This window comes from Nitrincola tapanii (assembly GCF_008368715.1).
Classification (GTDB): Bacteria; Pseudomonadota; Gammaproteobacteria; order Pseudomonadales; family Balneatricaceae; genus Nitrincola; species Nitrincola tapanii.
Genome location: NZ_SMRS01000012.1, coordinates 1 through 17,053 on the forward strand (window position 1 = coordinate 1; position 17,053 = coordinate 17,053).

At 45.9% G+C, this 17,053-nt stretch carries 12 protein-coding genes; 3 read left to right on the top strand and 9 right to left on the bottom strand.

What is annotated here, in order from left to right; all coding sequences use genetic code 11:
• From E1H14_RS12580 to E1H14_RS12615, 8 genes are all read right to left on the bottom strand, one after another.
• A partial coding sequence (locus tag E1H14_RS12580) for a beta strand repeat-containing protein (protein WP_200834112.1) occupies positions 1-2,260 on the bottom strand: 2,260 nt, incomplete at its 3' end.
• A 313-nt stretch (positions 2,261-2,573) separates the two neighbouring features.
• Positions 2,574-4,355 carry a hypothetical protein gene (locus E1H14_RS12585; protein WP_149391836.1) on the bottom strand — a complete coding sequence of 594 codons (1,782 nt, stop codon included), beginning with the start codon at positions 4,353-4,355 and terminating at the stop codon, positions 2,574-2,576.
• Positions 4,356-4,654: 299 nt separating this feature from the next.
• Positions 4,655-5,533 carry a helix-turn-helix transcriptional regulator gene (locus E1H14_RS12590; protein ID WP_149391837.1) on the bottom strand — a complete coding sequence of 293 codons (879 nt, stop codon included), beginning with the start codon at positions 5,531-5,533 and terminating at the stop codon, positions 4,655-4,657.
• Positions 5,534-5,648: 115 nt separating this feature from the next.
• The gene (locus E1H14_RS12595) at positions 5,649-6,530 is read right to left on the bottom strand and encodes a transporter (RefSeq protein ID WP_160142068.1); all 882 of its coding nucleotides are present in this window, start codon (positions 6,528-6,530) and stop codon (positions 5,649-5,651) included.
• 48 nt (positions 6,531-6,578) lie between these two features.
• Positions 6,579-7,622, bottom strand: coding sequence for an alpha/beta fold hydrolase (locus E1H14_RS12600; RefSeq protein WP_149391839.1), 1,044 nt, complete (start codon positions 7,620-7,622; stop codon positions 6,579-6,581).
• A 66-nt stretch (positions 7,623-7,688) separates the two neighbouring features.
• On the bottom strand, positions 7,689-9,326 hold the full coding sequence (locus E1H14_RS12605) for a flavin-containing monooxygenase (protein WP_200834113.1): 1,638 nt from the start codon (positions 9,324-9,326) through the stop codon (positions 7,689-7,691).
• 553 nt (positions 9,327-9,879) lie between these two features.
• Positions 9,880-10,821 carry a DNA/RNA non-specific endonuclease gene (locus tag E1H14_RS12610; RefSeq protein ID WP_149391840.1) on the bottom strand — a complete coding sequence of 314 codons (942 nt, stop codon included), beginning with the start codon at positions 10,819-10,821 and terminating at the stop codon, positions 9,880-9,882.
• An 81-nt stretch (positions 10,822-10,902) separates the two neighbouring features.
• Positions 10,903-13,029 carry a GGDEF domain-containing protein gene (locus E1H14_RS12615; protein ID WP_149391841.1) on the bottom strand — a complete coding sequence of 709 codons (2,127 nt, stop codon included), beginning with the start codon at positions 13,027-13,029 and terminating at the stop codon, positions 10,903-10,905.
• Between the two features lie 204 nt (positions 13,030-13,233).
• On the opposite strand from E1H14_RS12615, the gene E1H14_RS12620 reads away from it, so the two are divergent.
• Together E1H14_RS12620 and E1H14_RS12625 are read left to right on the top strand one after the other, a co-directional pair.
• Positions 13,234-14,733: a response regulator gene (locus tag E1H14_RS12620; protein ID WP_149391842.1), complete on the top strand. Its 1,500-nt coding sequence runs from the start codon at positions 13,234-13,236 to the stop codon at positions 14,731-14,733.
• A 33-nt stretch (positions 14,734-14,766) separates the two neighbouring features.
• A complete protein-coding gene (locus E1H14_RS12625; RefSeq protein ID WP_149391843.1) occupies positions 14,767-15,849 on the top strand; it encodes an HD-GYP domain-containing protein in 1,083 nt (360 codons plus the stop codon).
• 3 nt (positions 15,850-15,852) lie between these two features.
• On the opposite strand, the gene E1H14_RS12630 is transcribed toward E1H14_RS12625, so the two are convergent.
• Positions 15,853-16,536 carry a response regulator transcription factor gene (locus E1H14_RS12630; RefSeq protein ID WP_149391844.1) on the bottom strand — a complete coding sequence of 228 codons (684 nt, stop codon included), beginning with the start codon at positions 16,534-16,536 and terminating at the stop codon, positions 15,853-15,855.
• 167 nt (positions 16,537-16,703) lie between these two features.
• On the opposite strand from E1H14_RS12630, the gene E1H14_RS12635 reads away from it, so the two are divergent.
• Positions 16,704-17,051 (top strand): Hpt domain-containing protein, encoded by a 348-nt coding sequence (locus E1H14_RS12635; RefSeq protein ID WP_160142069.1) that lies wholly within the window; start codon positions 16,704-16,706, stop codon positions 17,049-17,051.
• Positions 17,052-17,053 lie beyond the last annotated feature (2 nt).

A 17,053-nucleotide genomic window follows, 5' to 3' on the forward strand; every position in this document is an offset into this window, starting at 1 on the left:
CAAGACCACCTACAGGTGCTAAGGCTCCGGTCGGAGAGGTCAAGCCATCGACTAGACCTGTAACAGGTGCCAATACGCCGGCTTGAGGGTCGACTAAGCCACTCACTAAGCCGCCGACTGGATCTAGAGCGGTATTGTTGAGCAGAGTGCCTACAGCGCCCTGTACATCCGTGATCGTACCTTCACCAACGGTTCCACCGAGCAGCTCTCCTCCCAGCACACCGCCCAGTAAATCTCCACCGAGAACTCCACCGAGTAGATCACCGCCTAACAGGTCACCACCTAATAGATCGCCACCGGTTACATTACCAAGTAAGTCGCCGCCGAGCAGATCACCACCAAGAAGATCACCACCCAGTACACCACCAAGAAGATCACCACCTAATAGGTCGCCCCCTGTCAATCCTGTAAGCAAACCATTCACAGTGCCCAGAACAGGAGTGAGAGCCCCTTCATCACCGATGAGTCCATTAACAAGACCACCTACAGGTGCTAAGGCTCCGGTCGGAGAGGTCAAGCCATCGACTAGACCTGTAACAGGTGCCAATACGCCGGCTTGAGGGTCGACTAAGCCACTCACTAAGCCGCCGACTGGATCTAGGGCGGTATTGTTGAGCAGAGTGCCTACAGCGCCTTGTACATCCGTGATCGTGCCTTCACCAACGGTTCCACCCAGCAGATCTCCACCGAGAACGCCGCCGAGTAGATCCCCGCCTAACAGATCTCCGCCGAGTACACCACCGAGTAGATCACCGCCTAACAGGTCCCCACCGAGCACGCCACCGAGTAGATCCCCGCCCAACAGATCTCCACCGAGCACGCCACCGAGTAGATCACCCCCTAAAAGGTCCCCTCCCAGCAGGCTTCCTAAAAGATCGCCACCTAAAAGACCCCCTAGTAAATCCCCGCCTAATAGATCGCCACCTAACAAATCGCCTGACAAAAGATTCAAATCAGATAGAGGTAATCCGACGAGGATGCCGTTCACTGTTTCAACGACAGGGGTAAGCAAGCCTTCTTCCCCAAGAAGTGTACCTACAACTGCACCAACAGGTTCCAGCGTACCGCCAATGCCTGTCAGTCCCTCAATCGTTGTAGATAACGGCACTAGAACCCCTGTTTCTGGGTTCAGCAAATTATTTGTCAGAGTACCAACAGGTGCTAAAGCCGTGTCTGTAACTAAGGTGTTCACGGTGCTTTGAACATCAGTAAGGGAGCCTGTTCCGATTTCGCCTGCCGCCAGGGTGCTAGTAATACCATCCACAGTTGTATTCAGACTCTGAACAGTGCCACCTAGGGTGTCTAAAACAGGGCTTAATAATGGAGTTAAGCCTGTATCATCCAAAAGAGTGTTCACAGCGCCTAGTGTTGGTGCTAACAGGCCTTCGTTGCCTAAAAGTGCTCCGGTCAAATCTCCTACAGGTTGCAGGGCTCCTCCTGTACCGGTCAGGGCATCCAAGGTTCCAGTTATAGGCGAGAGTAGGCCATCAACTGGATCTACCAGTGAGCCGACGAGATCGCTGACAGGAGCTAAACCACCTTCAGTTCCAGTAACGAGATAAAGAGTTTCACCAACTTGATTAATGGAACCAGTTCCGGCTTCACCTTCAGTTAAAACCGAATTAACCAACTGGATCGCAGGACGAAGTAATCCATCATCACCCAGAACTCCATTTAATAAATCTCCTACAGGCTCCAGAGCCCCGCCCTCTGCTGTCAAGTCATTGACTAAACCTGTGACTGGAGACAATAGGCCTTCATTAGGATCAAGTAAGTTGTGTGTGAGCTCGGAAACAGGGTCAAGCAGCGAGTCATCAACCAATGCGTCAATTGTGCCCTGTAGGTTTAAGATAGTACCGCTGGTGTCTGTGACATCATCATTACCATTGCTGCCGTCATTGCCGTTAGCACCGTCATTACCGTTAGCGCCGTCATTGCCGTTGGCACCGTCATTGCCGTTGGCACCGTCATTGCCGTTAGCACCGTCATTACCGTTGGCACCGTCATTACCGTTGGCACCGTCATTACCGTTGGCACCGTCATTACCGTTGGCACCGTCATTGCCGTTAGCGCCGTCATTGCCGTTAGCGCCGTCATTGCCGTTGGCACCGTCATTGCCACCGGGAACGACAACTTCCTCACCAGAATCATCAATAATGAATTTCTGAGTAGAGCCGCTACATCCGCTTAGTGCGATCAGTGAAGAAATAGCAAAGGCTAATGCCATGCTTTTTTTAGGTGAAAAACGTTTCTTAGCCATTTATTTAAAGCCCCAGTCAGTAAGATCAAGTTTTCATTGATTAACTGGCAGGCATCCATGTTATAAATCGGATCATCCCTGCTTCAGTTTGATATAAGATGCTATAGATACTAGGGGCTAATAAAAATCTTTCTTTTATGATTAGTTATATGTGTTTAATTATAAGTATCTGAGTGTTTTATTTAGAAATGCTCAGATACTTATGTTTATTTAGAATAAAAAAACTTGCAGCACCAATTGGTGCTGCAAGTTATCGGAGGCTGCCAAAGTTATATTTGGGCAGTTTCGATTAGGGGAGGTATATTAGAGTATCTTAATTAGTTGAGGATCCATTGGAGCCCAAAAGTGAGCTACCACCCAGTAAGCCTCCGGTGACGCCGCCCAATAAACCGTTAACAGTGCCCAGAACAGGAGTGAGAGCTCCTTCATCACCGATGAGTCCATTAACAAGACCACCTACAGGTGCTAAGGCTCCGGTCGGAGAGGTCAGGCCATCGACTAGACCTGTAACAGGTGCCAATACGCCAGCTTGAGGGTCGACTAAGCCACTCACTAAGCCGCCGACTGGATCTAGAGCGGTATTGTTGAGCAGAGTGCCTACAGCGCCCTGTACATCCGTGATCGTGCCTTCACCAACGGTTCCACCCAGCAGATCCCCGCCTAACAGATCTCCGCCGAGTACACCACCGAGTAGATCACCGCCTAACAGGTCCCCACCGAGCACGCCACCGAGTAGATCCCCGCCTAACAGATCTCCACCGAGCACGCCACCGAGTAGATCACCGCCTAACAAGTCCCCACCGAGCACGCCACCGAGTAGATCACCCCCTAACAGGTCTCCGCCGAGTAGATCACCTCCGAGAAGGCCACCAAGTAAGTCTCCACCGAGAAGGCTTCCAAGTAAATCGCCACCCAGTACGCCGCTAAGTAGATCACCGCCAAGTAAATCTTCACCAAGAAGATCACCGGAGAGCAGATTTAAATCGGACAGTGGTAAATTCACCAATAAACCATTAACTGTTTCCAGAACAGGTGTCAAAAGACCTTCCTGTCCGACCAAGGTGCCAATCAGGCTGCCAACAGGTTCGAGCCCGCCTCCGAGACCGGTTAGGCCTTCGATAGTAGTAGAAAGAGGAATCAAGGCCCCGGTTTCTGGATTAAGCAAATTATTAGTTAGATCGCCAACAGGAGCTAAGGCAGTATTGACTAGAAGTGTGTCGACGGTTGTTTGAACATCAGTCAGTGTTCCTGTACCCATTTCGCCTTCGGTAAGAGATCCAGTAACACTATCAAGCGAGGTATTTAAGCTTTGAACAGTGCCGCCTAAGGTATCTAATACTGGGCTAAGTAATGGTGTTAAGCCTGTATCGTCTAAAATAGCACTAGTGGCGGAAAGTGTTGGGGCCAGTAAGCCATCGTTACCGAGGAGTGCTCCAGTTAGATCGCCGACAGGCTGTAGAGCGCCGTTCGTACCGGTTAAAGCATCTAATGTTCCTGTTACAGGAGAGAGTAGGCCATCTAAAGGATCAACTAGAGAAGTGATGAGGTCACTGACCGGTGCTAAACCATCTTCGGTACCGGTAATCAGGTAAAGTGTCTCACCGACTTGATTAACGGTGCCCGTACCTGCTTCACCATCAGTTAGCGTAGAATTTAACAGCTCAACAGTGGGACGTAAAATGCCCTCATCACCTAAAACAGAATGCAAAACTCCACCTACGGGTTCAAGCAATCCACCTTCAGAAGTTAGGTCATCTACTAAGCCAGTAACCGGAGAAAGTAATCCAGTCTCTGGGTTCAGCAAGTTATCGGTTAAGTCACTGACGGGATCAAGTAAAGAGCCTTCGACTAGCACCTCAATGGTATCTTGCAGATCTTGAATGGTCCCACCACTAAGGTCGATGGGATCGGATGGATTGTTTGGATCATTAGGGTTGTTCGGGTCGTTAGGATCTGTTGGAATAACAACATCACCGCCGTTGTCGTCAATAACGAATTTTTGTGAAGAGCCGCTGCACCCACTCAGTGTGACAAGTGAAGCCATAGTAATGGCGAGTGCAATCCTTTTCTTTGAGATTAAGGGTGAGGTTTTCATGATAGTGTCCAGATAATTAAGTTGTGGCTAATGCATAAGTGTTATTTACTTGTTATTAACTACTTGATGCGTGCTACTTCGTTTATAAATACTAGATGCACTATTCGAAAATTTGTATTGTTATCTTGTGATTAGTTACATGGATATAATAGGTGGGTTTGGTTTTTTATTATGGGGGTTTATAAAGATAGAATAGAGAGTGTCTTCATTTGTTTTTGAGTTTGGGATTGTTAAAAAATCTTGAATGATGGTAGGTCGGGGTAAAAGTGGTATTAAGGAATAATATCTTGAGGAGGAGGTTATAGATTGCGCAGCTTTTTAGGCGTAATACCAAATATTTTGCTTAATGTTCTCGTTAAGTGCGCCTGGTCAGAGAATCCGCATAGATAAGCGATTTCTTTAATGGCGAAGTCTCCCTCGCAAATTAATTTTTTTGCTTTATCTGCTCGGGTTCTAGTAAGGAAAACATGTGGGGAGCAATGAAAAGACTGCTTAAATCGTTTGGAGAAATTCCAAACACCCATGCCAACTTGGTTGGATAGATCTTCAATTTTAATGTTTTTGTGTAAATTTGTGTTAATGTATTCTCGTATGATTTTCTCTTGAGATTTTGATAGTTTTAAAACAGTAGATTCTTTGAATTGTAAATTAGCGTAGTTGCGTAAAAGATGAACGGCTAATTGAATTCCAAGTGCTTCGGCATACACGGAACCACCTAGGCCACTCGATCTCACTTCATTATTTAGACACTCCACTATCGAACTTATTAATGGATCTCTCAGCTGAAGAATGTCATGTAATATGATGTTTTCAATGGGTTTCTCGGTTATTTCTGTTGCAATTCTGGACATAAATTGATTCGAAAGATAGATGTGTGAAACGATAATATCTTCCGTCCAATCCCAATAAGAGTTTTGTGAGTTGCTAAGTAAAGAGATGTCGCTAGGGGAGCAGGTGGTTTTGATGCCTGTTGACTCTTCTATGCGTCGATACATAGGGGTCAATCCTTTATGATAAGAGACAATCATAAAGTGGTCGAGTGCGGGAATCGGTACTTCTTGTCCTTTATAATAGTATGATCTTTGAGAAATGTCTTTCCAGCCAAGCTCTTTGCTCGAACTTAACATATCTCCGGGTACCCATAAGGGTAGCTCATCAGGTGTTATAATTTTATTCATACATTACAAACTCGAATGATTATTATTTTAAAGAGTTTATCTGTAATATCTAATCAACATTATAGCATGTTTTGCCTAGGGAAATAAGGGGCTAAAACGTATAGCCCCTGTTGCTTTAGAATACATGTAGAAGACGAAGATTGAATCTATGGTCTTCCTTTAGGCCGTTGTCGATTTTTGTGTCGCGACTAATATTAGCTAAAATCTGAGTTCTGTCTGATATAAACTTAGATCCGCCGATCATTATTTTTTGCTGATTGCTTTGGTCGTTTTGTTTTATATTGTTGACGGTGGTTTCGCCTGACCATAGCTTTGAATAGCCTATGTGGATTTCAGAGCTTGCAGAAGGTTTGTATCGCAAGTAGCTTTGTGCTTGATATAAATTATCTTGCTTTAGGTTGAGCCTATCCGGTGAGAATTTACTATTTTTTCCGAAAATAGTCACATCGCCTGTTAGATCAAAAAGAATTTTTTCAGATATTTTGCCAATATAACCAGCTTGTAGAGTATACTTCCATCTATTCTCACCTATATTTAAAGCTCTGTCGGGTGAGTATTTGCCGATTGGGACAAATAAGTACTGGGTTATGCCGTATAGATTTGCGTCAGTAGGGTTTTTGTTAAACCACAGCGCTGAAGCAAGAATTGGATCACCCATGCCTTTAGAATTACCAAGCGCTGATAAGTCCTTTCGAGTTTTAAGACTGGCGAAAGGAAGGAGGATTTGAATATTAGCCATCTTCCCACCAAACTCAGTATAATGTACACCCCTTAGGATGGAAACATTTGCCTTGAGATTCGCATTCGTGCTAATGACTTCCTTGTTACTGTATAGTTTTGTTCTTTCTGAGTTTTGTAGATATAGAACACCTAGGTTAACCCCTGAAGGCAAGGGCGTGTAGTCTCCGGGATCAATATCAAGTGAGAGTGCATTGTTTGATAGAAGCATGATGCTTGTTGCAGCTATACCTGCTTTTAATTTATTTTTTATTTTCATTTTGGTCTCTTTCATGTTTTTGTTTTTATGAGATTTTTATTTCTTTCACTAAATTTCGAGTAAAAGATCTTTCAGATAGAGGTCTAGCTGTTCCATCATTTTGGAGTCAGTTCCGAAGAGTCCCAGATGACCGTCAATTGAATCTAGGACTTTTAGCTGGCTGTTTTTAATGGATTTTTGTTCGGCCAAGCAGTCCTGGCAAGTAAAGAACATGTCATGTGAAATTGGCATGACATATGTTTTTGCTTTAATCTTTCTAAGAGCTGATAATAAATCTCCTTCGGTGTTTAAGCTAACATCCGCTCTTTGCCATTTATAAGCCATGGTGAGTAGATTGTTTGGATCCATTTCAGAAAAATAAGGAATCATAAAGTTGGCAATAAAATCATGGATGTCTTTAAAGCCGAGAGATTGGTGTCTAGCCGCTCTAAAAAATTCGGTGCTCCAACCCATGACAGTCCAGAGTTTGGCGTGGCGTTCTAATCCAATAGAGACTTGTTTTGAATTCTCATAGTCGCCCGATTGATAAGCTGGATCTGAGGTAATGGCCTCAATCAGAGTGTCAGTAAATACAAAATCATGTTCGCTATTCTTAGCGGTGCCTGCAATTGGAGCCGCACGCTTAACAAAATCAGGATATCTTACCGACCATTCAAATGTTTGTTGGGCGCCCATGGATCCACCCACAACTAACTCTAATTGATTTATTTTAAAGTGTTCTTTAAGTAGCTTATGCTGAGCATCTACATCATCACAGATTCTTATTTTAGGGAATTTTTTACCATGTATTTTTTCTGGAGCATTGCTTGGAGAGATAGATAACCCATTTCCGATCTGATTGACGATAATGATAAAATATTTATCTGGATCTAAGGCTCTACCCTCACCAATATAAGCATCCAGCATGATTTTACTTGTGCCAGAATACCAAGTAGGTATTAATATAGCGTTGCTCTTTTCTGAGTTTAATTTTCCAAATGTTGAAATAGCTAGAAAGCACTCCTCAATTACACCACCTTCATAGAGGTTCAAGTTGCCGATATTGATGAGCTGGTAGGGGCCATGTATTTCTTGAGAGTAATAATTAGACATTTTGATCACCTGATTAGGTGCTGCCACGATCCCTGGGGAGAAATCGTGGCAGCTAACTCTTTTATGTTATGACATCAAAAAACCTGGATAGCCGTTTTTTGCTAACTCATCACACTTCTTATGATAGTTTCCTACGCCACCTATATATGAAAGGAGTCGTCTTGGTTTGCCATCAACATTAGATCCCATGTACCAAGAGTCTGTCTTGACCACTAATGTTTTATTAGCAACCTCATCATGATGGCGAACCCAATCGTCTTCAAACTCTTGGCTGGCTTCAATTACTTGCTTGCCATGCTTAATGGCATAATCGATACAGCCTGAGATCCAGTCAACCTGGTGTTGTAGGCAGGTTGTCATATTACAAAGTGCAGCGGATGGTGCTAATGGAGCGCCTGTTGTAAAGAGATTTGGATAGCCATGTACTTGTAAACCCATGGCTGTTTTGATTTCATTTTGCCATTGTTCTTTCAGTGATTGCCCTTTTCTGCCACGAATATCTATTCTGCTCAATGCGCCTGAGCCCGCATCGAAACCTACGGCTAAAATAATTACATCAACTTCATGGATTTTACCATCCGTGGTTTTTATTCCATCGGGAACGATTTCCTCAATGCCTGCTTCCCGGCAGTTAACGGCTTCAACATTATCTTGCAGATAGACTTCAAGGTATTTGTTTTCCAGTGGCACGCGATGTGTACCAAATCCATAATCTTTAGGTATGAGTAGGTCACAAAGCTTGGGATCATTATTCAATCGTGCACGCATTTTTTTACGTACAAATTCTGAGACTTCCTGGCTTGCATCCTCTTCAAAGAAAATCTCAGGGAAGGTTGCAAGCCAGAGTGACAGAGAGCCATCATTCCAATGTTTTTCGAGAATCTCTGTACGTTCTTCCTTGTTCAGATCATTCCAAGGTGGGGCTTCAAAATCGTAGTCAAATCCCGCGAACGTTTCTTTGACTCGCTTTTTAAGATCATGGAATTTATCTCCCCATTCTGCCCAAATTTCTTTCGTGTATTTTGGGTTTTTCATAGGGATAACATATTCTGGGGTTCGAACGAAAATTTTCATAGAACCCACATCAGGCGCAATAGTTTGAATAACTTGAATGCCTGTTGCTCCAGTGCCAATGACCGCAACTTTTTTACCCTTTAAATCAACACCTTCTTTCGGCCAGAGACCTGTATGGTGTATTTCACCTTTGAAGCTGCTTTGCCCAGGGAATCTATTTACTAAGGGAGCCGATAGCATGCCGCAGCAAGCAATTAAAAATTGCGTATCAATTTTTTCGCCATCATCTGTTGTCACTAACCAGCGATCGGTGTTCTCATTATAATGAGCAGATTTAATTCGGGTATTAAATTGTATGTCTTTTTTAAGGTCTAAATTATCGGCAACATAATTCATCCACTTTTCAGTTTCAGGCTGTGCGGGGAAACGTTCACTGGGTTGCCAGGACTTGTAAAGTTCTTCTGAAAACCAGTATTGATAAATTTCTGCTTGTGAATCGAAGCGGCAACCAGGATAACGATTCCAATACCATGTGCCGCCAACACCAGAACCTGCTTCATATGCGCGTACAGACATTCCCATTTCACGCATTCGGTGTAATTGGTATAATCCGGCTACACCTGCACCGATAACCATAACATCAAGTTTGGTTGTATCCGATGTATGATTTGTATGTGTATTTTGTGTCATATCAAGTTCTCTCATTATTATGCTTATTTGGTACTGTGATTTTTAGATTCACGTTTTATCAACAAGCCTTGTGGCTGGATTTAATACTAGGTACCTTGCTGGCATTCTTCTTGAAAGATCTTGTGTTTTTTTGAATGATTCGGTGTGTGCTTGTTGTGCTTAGGTTCTAGTTCATAAGTACAATTTTCCTGCCAATCTGTATTGGATCAGCAGAAATAAAGTGCTTAATTGATGTTTAATAAGAGATTATGATCCAGGGTCTAAGTTTTATCTTTGCTCTGGTAACAACCCTGAGCCTAAGTTGAACAGTATTTGAATTCTAGAATTGATTTTAAATCAAGATGCCTTTAAAACCCTGTTGCAGGGATTGGGCCTCTCTTTGAGCTTTGATTTGATAGTGTTGTCAGTAGGAGTTTCTATTTGGAAGAGGAGAATAGCGTTAAAGAGTTAATGAGAGCTGATTTTTTTCAGAATTTATTTGATTAAATGATCATGACTTTTATTGGTTTGTCTGTCTGCTTGCTTCGTTTGCGTGGAAGCAAGCATTTATCTTCTATTGGGCATAACGTCCAGGTTGACGGCTGACCTTGTCTAATTGCCAGGGAGCAGGAAGCACTTGCGTTTCTACACGATCTTGCAGATCTTGTGGTAAGCGATGTAAAAAATTTAATCCGGTTTTGTCTTCAATTTCGCGCACACTCACTAAAAACTGACCCAGAGGCTCATTCCCTCGCACGTTTTGTGGTACGAGGAATGCAAGTACTTTTAAAGGGCGCTCTGCTGTGGCGGGAGCAATAAAGATCTTATAAAAAGCATCTGGAATCTCGACCCAACTGCTGCTCAAACGCTCGACTTCAGAACCGAATAAAAATCCGGAAAATACAGGGCCAGTAATTACCCATAGCTCACCTTTAATCGGCACAAAGTGATCCATGGCAGCCGCTTCAATACGCTGCCAGACTTGTCGATTGAGCTCGGGAGTTTGTGGGCTAATGTTGGTCATTAAAAAACTTTTGAGTTGTGCCTCACGCCCATGTACACGTGCCATGGCATAGTTGGGCGCGAGATGGCCACGATCATAACCACTGCCGGTATAGTCGTGATGATCAATCCGAATCAGTGTGCGCCAGTCAGCCGAAAACGTAGGTGGACGGCGACCAATAGGCCCAGGTGTGCCGGCATCTAAGCGGTAAGTCACCCATAAGGGGTTCATACGTAAATCGGAGTAACCCACCATAAAACCGGGATTACGTAACACACGATGCCAGGTTTCGGCTTGCCAAGCCTGGTGTGCTTGGGGCAATCCGGCATAGGCATGCGTTTCTCGAATCTGTCGCTCTACCAGATAGGCTGCACTAGCTAGGACAAGCATCAGCACAAGGATCCAAGCCGGTTGCTTACGACCGGATTTTAGCCAAACCTGGGTAAGTGTTTTTTTGTGTTTGCGGGTGACTTTACGTCTAGAGCGTGAGGTGGGGCGCGGTGAGTTAAACATGAAAATTGCCAAACGTTGCAACAGATGAAGATTAAACAGTTCTGCATCATACGCCTGTATATTTATACAGACAAGGCGGCGTTAGTCGAGCGCTATTTGGACTTGATTACGACCGGCTTCTTTCGCACGATAGAGTGCGCGATCCGCCGCATTCAGTAGATCCTTAGGGTCTAGGGTTGTGTTGGGCCACACAGCAATGCCGACTGAAATACTGATTTTGCCCAGATCCTGTCCGGCAAACTTAAGACTTTCTTCCGCAACGCGTTCACGTAACGTTTCCGCTCTTTGTCGCGCTGCTTCGAGATCGGCTTTGGGCATGATGATCACAAACTCTTCGCCGCCGTAACGGCAGGGCAGGTCGGTTTCACGGAAGTGCTCCTGAAGAATTTTTGCTACCTTTTGCAGGGCAATATCGCCCGCTTCATGGCCAAACACATCATTAAATCGCTTAAAGTGATCAATATCACACATTAGCATCGCGAGTGGATGTTCATAACGCACCGCTAAACGACTTTCGCGCGCGAGTGCTTCATCAAAGAAACGACGATTTCTTAAACCCGTTAAAAAGTCCTCATACGACATACGCTCTAAGGCCTCTTGCATCGCACGGCTACTGAGGGCAAAGCTGAGGCGCTCTGCAAGACGTTGCATAAAATCTTCCAGCAGGCGTTTGGATGTGTGGGCGGGAAGTTGATCTGGATCTAAAGTCAGAATCAGGCAAGGACGAGAGTTCTGGTTGATATTTTGAATAAAAATCACTTGTGCACCGGATTCAAGTTCAGTGCCTAACAGGCTCTCTTCTGTATGATCGGGATCAAAAGGTTGGATGCTAATCGGTAGGGGAGATAAGAGCTGGGGTAACTCGACACCGATTAAGGCGATCGCGGCTTGTGTCGAGTTCGAGCTTTGCAAGTGATGAATCAAAGTTTCGACGCGACGATCCAGCAGCTGCACATGGGTGAGCTGTTCGGCACGCTGTTTCTCTTTGTCTACATAACCTTCCAATGCGGCCGTGCGTGCTTTCACTTGGGTTTCCAGAGAGCGGTTTAAGGTTCGAACCCATTTTTGCATCTGGCTGTAATCATGTAAAAAGATCACCACCAACGTCATCGCAAACGCCAGCGCACCGAGTGAGAGAGGAACCCTTACCCAGGGTAAGAAACCGTGAGCCACAGCCATATCGATTAACAACAGCAGTGCAAAGATACTAAAGGCTGCAATCACCCAGCGTTGATTAGCTTCCATCTGTTGAAATTGATTGCGTAGCGTCCACAGAAGAATCAGCAGACTCAAAGAGAAGAGCAGGTCAAAAATGGGATAGGTGATCGACAGATGAATCCAATTGAGGGCCGCAGCTCCCAAAGCCGCCAGCAAATAGGCTAGGTGAGCATAAGCGATCCATGCCATACGCCGAGCTTGAGGACCGGCTAACCATTCACGCAAAAGCAAAGCGATCCAAATAGGCATCGAGTAATAGGCGACAGCCGTCATATAGGTGCGGAAAAAAGGGGCATCCAAGACCAGCTGTACTGCTTGCGTTTCCCCTAACAGCTTGCCTGCAGACGCCAGCGCAAACAGAGAGAGATAAATAAATTGACGTTGGTCACCCTGTACCCACGCAAAGGCTAATGCCAGGGCGGCAATAAACAAACAGAAGGCGGCGATGCCCAGGTTGGCATAGGATTTTTCCAGGATAAAGACCAGTAAATCCGAGCGTTCCATGATTTTGACTTCACCCCATAAGCCTATGTCGGTGTAGTCAGAGAAAATACGGAAATGCAGCTTTTGCCCGGCATAACCTTCCGGCAGATCAATTTTGTGCCAGGGCCAGCCAATGAACTGGCCGCGACCCTGCTCATCAAACTCCCCGAATCGATAAATCAACTCGGAGCCAAGATAGGCTTCAGCAATCAAATCAATGCTGTAGATATAAAGTACCGGATCCGTAAATTGTCCTTCCGGTAGCAGGGTGCGATACCAGACATTCTGCTGTCCCTGTCGATCCGGTGGATTAGAAGGAAAGTCGATGGCGTGCCAGGACTCAGGCGCTGCCTCCTGAGTCCAATCGGGAATGCCTTGTGTGAAGGGGGAATCCCCCCAGCGATATTGCCAATCTTGCTCTAAGGGTTGAGCAGGCGCCGCCCCAAGATGAAAACTCATCAATAAAAAGAAGAGGCTAATCAGGAGTCGGTGCATAAGCGCTGACAAGACAGGCTCCTAAAGTTAAAGGCTGTTCTTAAGCTTAAGTGAAAAGAGCGCTCATAGCATCTCTCTTCTACAGAAACCTGTTTAAAAATCAGGATAAAAAGAAATGTATCACTAATGTATCAAAGGATTCGCTTTTCAGTGATGACAGTGGTTTGCTAGAGTCACTAGGACATAGTCTGATGAGATGGAAGTGAGGTACTTTGTTTGAATAGTCTAAATCCACACAAGCTCCCCTCATCCTTAGCGCGGCCTATTCGTGTGTGCTTGGTCGAAGATGATCCCGATCAAGCGGTTTTGGTCGAACAAGTGCTCAAGCAAGCCGGTTATGCCGTCATCAGTTTCCAGGGAGCGGAGGCGTTTGCCGACTATCTTCAGCATACCTCTGAGTTACCCGATGCCGTGTTAATGGATTTAGTCCTTCCGGAAGGCCCTTTGGCGGGCTTGAACTGCTTGTCAGAGTTGACTCAACCGTTGGGGCACAGCTTGCCGTTGATTGTGATGTCGGCGCGGGATGATCTGGCGGCGCGTTTAGCGGCGAGTCGAGCAGGGGCCTTAGCCTATTTGAGTAAACCCCTTGAGCTTAACTTACTCGCTGAGCAAATAGGGGATCTTCTCTGGCAGGAACCACCGATGAAGTTGCTGATTCTGGCCGATGAATCGGTCGAATATCTGAGTGCTCTGCCGCAGGAAAATCTGCAGATACACTGCTTACAGGATGCCAAAGAGATCATGTTGGCTCTGCAGGTGCTGGCACCTGACGTGATCCTCATCGATACTGCCGTCAGCGACATCCCCTGTTTGGAGTTGGTCTCAGTTTTGTCTGAGTTGCCCATGCCACGCAAACGCCCGGTGATTCTGGTGGATCGTCAGGCGTGCGTGACCTCAGTGCAGGCCTTAGCCGCCGGGGCTCAGGATTGGCTGAGTTGGCCGAGTGCCGCGAGTGAATTGTGGCCACGTCTACAGCTACACGCGCGACACTTCTACCGTCAACAGCAGTTGCATCAACAGATGCAGCATCTTATTGCCGAGCGTGAACTACAGAGTTCGCAAGCGAGCCTGGAGCAATTACTTTGGGAAAAGGGCGAGCGGATTAAAGAGTCCAACTGTTTAAACCGTATCACCGATTACTTAGTGGATGAAAACTTAAGCGATCAGGCCATCATACAAATGATTGTGGATGAGATGCCGTATGGCTGGGCCTATCCCGATTATACCCATGTCGGAATTTTTTATGCCGGTGAGTGGTTCACCTCCAATGACTATCAAAGCTCAGAAGTCATGCTGAAAAAGAGCTTAAATCTGCCTGGCTTTGCCGCAGCAGATCAGGCTTGGATGGAGGTGCATTTAGAAAGTACCTCCTCTATGCCTCGATCTTTCTTGGCGGAGGAGCTACAGCTTCTGGAGGAGATCTCCAACCGTATTGAAACCTATTTTAATCAGCGCAGGATGACGCAAGATCTGATCAAAGCGAAAGAGGAAGCGCAAAAAGCCAATCAAGCTAAATCCAATTTCCTATCGAGTATGAGCCATGAATTAAGAACCCCCTTGAATGCCGTTTTGGGGTTTGCTCAACTTTTGCAGTGTGATGAGGGGCTGTCACCGGATCAGTTAGACAGTGTGGATGAAATCCTTAAATCCGGTGAGCATTTATTGGATTTGATCAATGAAATTTTGGACTTGGCTAGGATGGAATCGAGTAAGTAGTTTTAATCTAGTGCTAAATCACGAGGTAGGGTGATGGACGTTTTAAATCCTTTTTATGCTTCACGCATTCTCATGGTGGATGATGCGCCCGTCAATCTTAAGCTGTTGCGCAAGATGCTGGAAAAAGAGGGATACATAGGTCTTGAGGAGATTCTGGACCCGCGTCAGGTAGTAGAGCGGTATCAGGCTCATCGCCCGGATCTAATTCTACTGGATCTAAATATGCCGCACTTAAATGGTTATCAGGTGATGGAGCAGCTCTTCGCATTAAAAGATCCGTTATTACCACCGATTATTATTTTGACGGCACAGAACTCACGCGAGTACCTGATCCAAGCCTTGGAAATGGGAGCGCGTGATTACATCACCAAGCCCTTTGATCGTACAGAGTTATTGATTCGTGTCCGTAATTCTCTAGAGGCCTATTACTCTTTTCGTATCACCTATGATCAAAAATCCTTGTTGGAAGAGAAGGTGGCTGAAAGAACAAAAGAGTTGCATGATACCCGACTCGAGGTGATACGCCGGTTAGGGCGTGCGGCCGAGTTTCGTGACAATGAAACCGGCATGCACGTCATACGCATGAGTCAGTTTTCAGCACTAATTGCCCAAAGTATGGGCTGGGATCAGGAGGCAGCCGATCTGCTGTTAAATGCCAGTCCGATGCATGATATCGGTAAAATCGGTATCCCCGATCATATCCTGCTGAAGCCTGGTCGCTTCACTGATGATGAAATGAAAATCATGCAAACACACGCACAAATTGGTGCCGATTTGTTAGCCGGTGATGATTCCCCTTTATTCAAGATGGCACGAGAAATTGCGCTCACCCACCATGAAAAATGGAACGGAACGGGCTATCCACACGGACTCAAGGGCGAAGAGATTCCGATGACGGGGCGTATTGTTGCGGTTGCTGATGTGTTTGACGCGCTCACTTCGGAAAGGCCCTATAAAAAAGCCTGGACACTCGAGGCGGCCGTTGCACTCATCCGGCAGGAAGCAGGTGCACACTTTGATCCTGAAGTGGTGAAGCACTTTGAATTATGCCTTCCCCAAATTCTGGCAGCACGTGATGAGCATCGGGATCAATACATGACTCAAACTGAGTCTTAAGCTTTAGCCGCGCTCAAATAGATAACCCTGGCCATAACGACTGATGATCTGGCCTGGGGGCGGGTTAAGACCACGCAGTTTTTTGCGTAGTCGACTGATGAGCAGATCAAGTGCACGGCCATCTAGTGCTTTTTCTTCATCACCCCAGAGACTGTCCGCGAGTTCTTCACGACTGAGCAGGCTGTTGCTGGTTTGTAAAAACAGATGCAGCAGTCGATATTCGGTCGCGGTTAGCTTAAGGGATTGATGGTGAAAGGTCAGAGTGAGTTCTTTATCCGAGAGCACCAGTGTCTCGGATGGATCTACATCTAAAAACTGGCGTCCATAGCGCCGTAAAACCGCTTTGATGCGAGCGATCAACACGGTTTTGCTCAAGGGTTTATGAATGAAGTCATCGGCACCTAAATGTAAAGCCGTGACCAGATCGATCTCTTTATCCTTGACGGTGGTAAAAATAATAGGCGGCAGATTTGGGTGTGCAGACAAGGCTTGCAAGAGTTCGATACCACTTTGTCCGGGCAGAATCCAGTCCAGCAAGAGGAGATCAAACTCCTGACCCTGATGCAGCGAGTGCAGGAAGAGTTCGGCTGAGATAAACAGGGTGGCATCAAATCCATAGGGTTTAAGCCAGTAAGCCAGGAGTTTGGCTTGATCCATGTCGTCTTCAATAATCGCAAGATGAGGCATAATCCGGTCTTACAGCAGGCCGTTAAGATTCCCCTTATGTTTAAAGGGCTATTGGTGGCAAATGTAGCATAATTGTATCCGTAGATCAGCTTGTTTACAGCGTGCACCTAGCGATCCCCCTCGGCCTCTGTATACACTGACACTCTCCGGATTAGAGGTGGATGCAGATGAGTTTCGCAGCATTACGAGCAAGTTTTCTATCGCGTGTCCCGGTTCGGCTGGAAAAGTTACAGAGCCTGCTGGCTCAGATCCAGCAGGCCAGCGTGAGCGAGCAAACACAGCTAGTAAGGGATTTACACCGTGAGGCGCATAACCTCACGGGGGCTTCCGGCAGTTATCAGTGCCAAGCCCTTAGTCAATCTTCCCGTCAGTTAGAGCGTCTGGTTTCTGCCTGGTTAAATCAGCTTGAAGCGGAGGCTTTTCTGCTGCCTGAGGATTTAGAGCAAAACCTCCACCATCTGTTACAGCAGATTGAACAGGACTGGAGCCTAACCCTGCAGGAGTCGGAAAGTTGAGC